Origin of the sequence: Porphyromonas uenonis DSM 23387 = JCM 13868 (genome assembly GCF_000482365.1) — a bacterium.
GTDB lineage: Bacteria > Bacteroidota > Bacteroidia > Bacteroidales > Porphyromonadaceae > Porphyromonas > Porphyromonas uenonis.
The window spans coordinates 1-3,717 of record NZ_AXVC01000038.1 but is presented as its reverse complement, the minus strand read 5'-3'; the positions used below and the strand labels follow the sequence as shown (position 1 = coordinate 3,717).

Genomic DNA, 3,717 nt, shown 5'->3' with positions numbered 1-3,717 from the left:
TCATCGGCAGATCAGATATGTCGAGATGTATCGGCTTACCGGATAATCTGTCTGCCATCTTAATCCCAAAGGGAGAGAGCGAGTCCTTGTAGTTGGTCTCAGCCGTGAAGAAGCAGAGAGCCGGCTCAATGAAGGTGTAGAAAGACTCTTCTGCGGGAAAGTCACCTGCATTACCCGGGATAGCTGCCCAATAGAGGGTCGCTGTATCGATGGTGTTGTGTCTAGGACGGCACTCCATCAAGGCAAGGGCAGAGCCCACATCATTCTTGACTTGTCGTAGTTCCTCTTCGTCGTCACTCCACGCCAAGACATTAAAGTGAGCTCTAATGGAGGTGAGTCCCTGAGAGTGTGCGGTGTTGAGATACTCCTGTATCCACTCTTCGTTGATTTGATTACTACGGCTGTAGCGCGCTAGAGAGTGGATATTCCTAGCTTGTTTCTCAAAACGCTGCAAGTTAGCCTCGCTATCTTCAATGAAGAGGTATTGATTGTAGATATGGTTGCAGGGAAGCATCAGCCCCACTGGAGAGGCAAAGGAGAGGCGACAGTCCGAGCGGTCTGTTGATAATCGCTCATAGCGACCATCGGTACTGACCGTAGTGGGTAGATCATCCGTATCCGAGAGCGTATGCAGGCAAAGCATATTGTCTCCCACACGTACAAGGTCTGCCCCTAAACGTATATCCTCCAATGTACCGTGTCTGCTATCTGATAGAGAGAAGTAGCGATCTAATAGAGCAGCTTGCTCCCTAGAGCCAACTAGCTCAGCCTCGTTCATTCGAGCCAGCTTTATCAATTCGGATTCATTGATGATGCGTTCGAACTGATCCACCGCCTCCATAAACTTCACCATCTCCTCTTCGTTGGTAATCTCTTTAGGCAGTAGATGACCTCTACAAAGTGTTGAGAAGTTACTCTGCTGTGCCATACGCTGTCGATTGCTCTTCGTGATAAAGAGGTAGACCGTGTGATGCAGATAGGGTCGCTCATTGAAGTGTCTCTCAGAGGCACGAGCGAGAAAGCTCAAAGGCTTTTCTTGACCACGCTTGCAAGTCGTATGGTAGCACTCCTTGATGAACCAATCTTGCTTGTGAACGATCGTGAAGTTGGGTAGAACCTTGATGGCTTTATGCCAAGTAGAGTGCATCGTCTCATACTCTGCAGATGTGACTGTAAAAAGCTCGGGTAGCTCCACTCGAAAAGCAACCGTCACATCAGCATCCTTACTGACAATGCACCCATGCTCTACACTCAGCAAGGGGAACTTTGACTCTAAGGTGGTTATCTTGCTTCTGTTTCTCATCATCTAGCGCTATTGAGTTGGTGAAAAAGCTGATAGACCGAACGGCGGTTCAAGAGATACCTCGGGTGTCTTCTTATAGCTCCTCGCTTCATCAATCCATATTGACCATACTTGCGATTCATGGCGAACGTTTGCCACACCACAACGGTGGCACCCACTACGCCTATGCCCAAGCAGATGATCTGACTGATGCCACAGAGATAGAGAATCACTACAAGGATGAAGATACTCAGTAATCCTCCTGCAAATAGGAAGAGGTAGTGAGCCTTCAAGCCCTTGAACTCCACCGTCCGACCGACTCCTTTATTTACTTCCCAACTAGCCATTAGAGGAAGAAGCTACGCAGGATGGTAGCAGCTACGATGAGGAAGATACAAGCTCCGAACCAGCTTGCAGCTGTCTTGCTCGTATCGGGGTCTCCTGAGCTAAACTTATTGTACACCTTGACACCGCCTATCAAGCCCACCACTGCCCCAATGGCATAGATGAGCTTGGTGGCTGGGTCAAAATAGGAAGTGACCATCTTGGTCGCTTCGTTGATGCCCGCCATACCATTGCCTTGGGCAAAGGCTGTCGCACCTGTCATCATCAGGGTCAGGGCAAGCATCGCTAGGCGTTCCTTGCTAATCATTCGTCTGTTCATTGTCTGTCGTTATATCAAGTTGTTAAAGAATAATCTTGCTGTTCTATTGTTGGGTTACAAGTAGTAAGAGAGCGGTTTTTCTTCTTCTCCCGTTTCTGTCTCTACTTGGGAAGGTGCGGGTTCCTCTTCTAGCTCTTCAGCTTTCCGCAGGGCTGCAAAGAGATTGCGGTGAGCTTCCTCCACTTGTAGCGTGTACTCTTTGAGTCGATCCATAAGCTCCGTTCCTCGTAGGGTGCGGAGCGTCTGGCACACCTCCTCTTCATTTTCATTAGTCAGTGAATCCTCTTGCTTACTCCATTGGCTAATACGAGATAAATCTCTTGCTAGGATGGCGGTCGGGGAGAGTTCGGGTAGTGCCTCGCTGGCAATCTGTAACTCCTCCCGCAGGATGCTCTCCTCATCTGGATCCTCCATCGTGTAGGCGACTTGTATCTCGTTTTCTGTCTCAGGGATAGTTTCGCTTTCCGCTTCTAAAGGATCTGTAGCGTCATCTCTTTGCGTTGACTTATCACGATCTAACTCTGCAAATGTAGCGGGATTATCGACCGCTTTTTCAGACGAGGAACTCTTAGGAACCGTAGGGAAAGATGAGTAAATAAAAGGCTTGCTCTTGCCGACTAGTTCGTCTCTCACAAGCTCCTTACGCTCTTGATTGGAGTCTGCTTTTTCCGTCTTCTCTTTCTTGGCTGTAGCCTTTCTTTTAGGGTTTTGCTTAGAGCTGTTCAAGAGTTTCCGCCAATATGTGATGCCAAAGATCACCCACACAATCCCTAATAAGAGCAATAAGCATCTCAATGTCTCTTCAATCATAGGTCAATAGTCTTATCTCGTCTCCGCTGAGAGGCGGTTTGGTTTAATAGCTCTTGGTGCGTTTTCAAGTGATCCAGTATGATGTTCTCAATATAGCTTGTGATGGAGGTCTCTACACGGAGGTCACTCACCACATTTCGAAGTAGCTGTAGCACTTCGGTATGAATGCTGAAGCCAGACTTATTGCGCCCGTCTCGTACAGATGTCAGGAAACGCTCTTCGTACGCTGCAAACTCTAGTGTCGATGAGCAACTCCTAGGACTAGGCTTCTTCTCCCCCTTGTCCGAAAGCTTTCTTTTGGAGCTGTGACGCTGAGATGCTTGAGGAGAGGTGGTCGGAGTAGAGGCTGTTGTCTCCTCGGTCTCTGAGACGGCATTACACTCTTCTTCAAGCGTTGGTTCTTCATCCAAATCTATCGGCTCATCAAAGTCTGGGATATTATCAGCGGTACGCTTGGTGACCCCTATATTTGCCATCTCTCTCATCTTAGCTTGGAGCAGTCGCTCTCGCTGTTCTTTAAGTGAGCTCATACGCTTGTACCTTTTTGTAGACCTAGCTTCTGTATCACCTCTTCGACCCATTCATCCACACCTGTCTGAGGGCGTAGCGTGGTAGCTGGAGGTAGGTAAGAGCAACGAAAGACTCCCTTGACACCCCCTTGAGCTAGCTCACGACTGAAGCGAACGGAATGGTAGATACGAGCGTCCAGAATCTTCAAGCCCTGCTCTTGGGCATGCTGACTGAACAGTTCGATGACCATAGTGCTGGCACTGCGATTTACCTTGTTCCAAAGCAAAAAGAGATCTTGGATTTGAGACTCTGCAAAGCCTACACCTAGCTCTTGGATTGTCTTGGCATAAGCAAAGCTTGATGCCAACGATTGCGGGTCAGCCTCTATGGGGGAGATGATATAGTCCATCATAATGGATAGCTCCATCATAGCACTGGTAGCTACATGACC

General features: G+C 48.5%; 5 protein-coding genes and 1 pseudogene. All 6 read right to left on the bottom strand.

All coding sequences use genetic code 11. The features are described from left to right. Nucleotides 1-1,303, bottom strand: a 1,303-nt coding sequence (locus tag L215_RS0103655; RefSeq protein ID WP_027451358.1) for a TraG family conjugative transposon ATPase, incomplete at its 3' end; no start/stop codon positions are given. Next, entirely contained in the window at nucleotides 1,303-1,629 is a 327-nt protein-coding gene (locus L215_RS0103650) for a DUF4133 domain-containing protein (protein ID WP_027451357.1), read from the bottom strand. The genes L215_RS0103655 and L215_RS0103650, both read right to left, overlap by 1 nt. Next, nucleotides 1,629-1,934, bottom strand: coding sequence for a DUF4134 domain-containing protein (locus tag L215_RS0103645; protein WP_004330933.1), 306 nt, complete (start codon nucleotides 1,932-1,934; stop codon nucleotides 1,629-1,631). Before L215_RS0103645 ends, L215_RS0103650 begins: the two co-directional genes overlap by 1 nt. 66 nt (nucleotides 1,935-2,000) lie before the next feature. Then, the gene (locus tag L215_RS0103640) at nucleotides 2,001-2,579 is read right to left on the bottom strand and encodes a hypothetical protein (protein WP_244869668.1); all 579 of its coding nucleotides are present in this window, start codon (nucleotides 2,577-2,579) and stop codon (nucleotides 2,001-2,003) included. 173 nt (nucleotides 2,580-2,752) lie between these two features. Continuing rightward, on the bottom strand, nucleotides 2,753-3,286 hold the full coding sequence (locus L215_RS0103635; RefSeq protein WP_025883346.1) for a DUF3408 domain-containing protein: 534 nt from the start codon (nucleotides 3,284-3,286) through the stop codon (nucleotides 2,753-2,755). Beyond that, nucleotides 3,283-3,717 (bottom strand): annotated as a pseudogene (locus L215_RS0103630) (ParA family protein); the annotation flags it as partial. The gene L215_RS0103635 and the pseudogene L215_RS0103630, both read right to left, overlap by 4 nt.

What these genes read in the sequence shown, in the direction of transcription:
- L215_RS0103635 (WP_025883346.1), bottom strand. Translation starts at nt 3,286, where the DNA reads ATGAGCTCACTTAAAGAACAGCGAGAGCGACTGCTCCAAGCTAAGATG.
- L215_RS0103650 (WP_027451357.1), bottom strand. Translation starts at nt 1,629, where the DNA reads ATGGCTAGTTGGGAAGTAAATAAAGGAGTCGGTCGGACGGTGGAGTTC.
- L215_RS0103645 (WP_004330933.1), bottom strand. Translation starts at nt 1,934, where the DNA reads ATGATTAGCAAGGAACGCCTAGCGATGCTTGCCCTGACCCTGATGATG.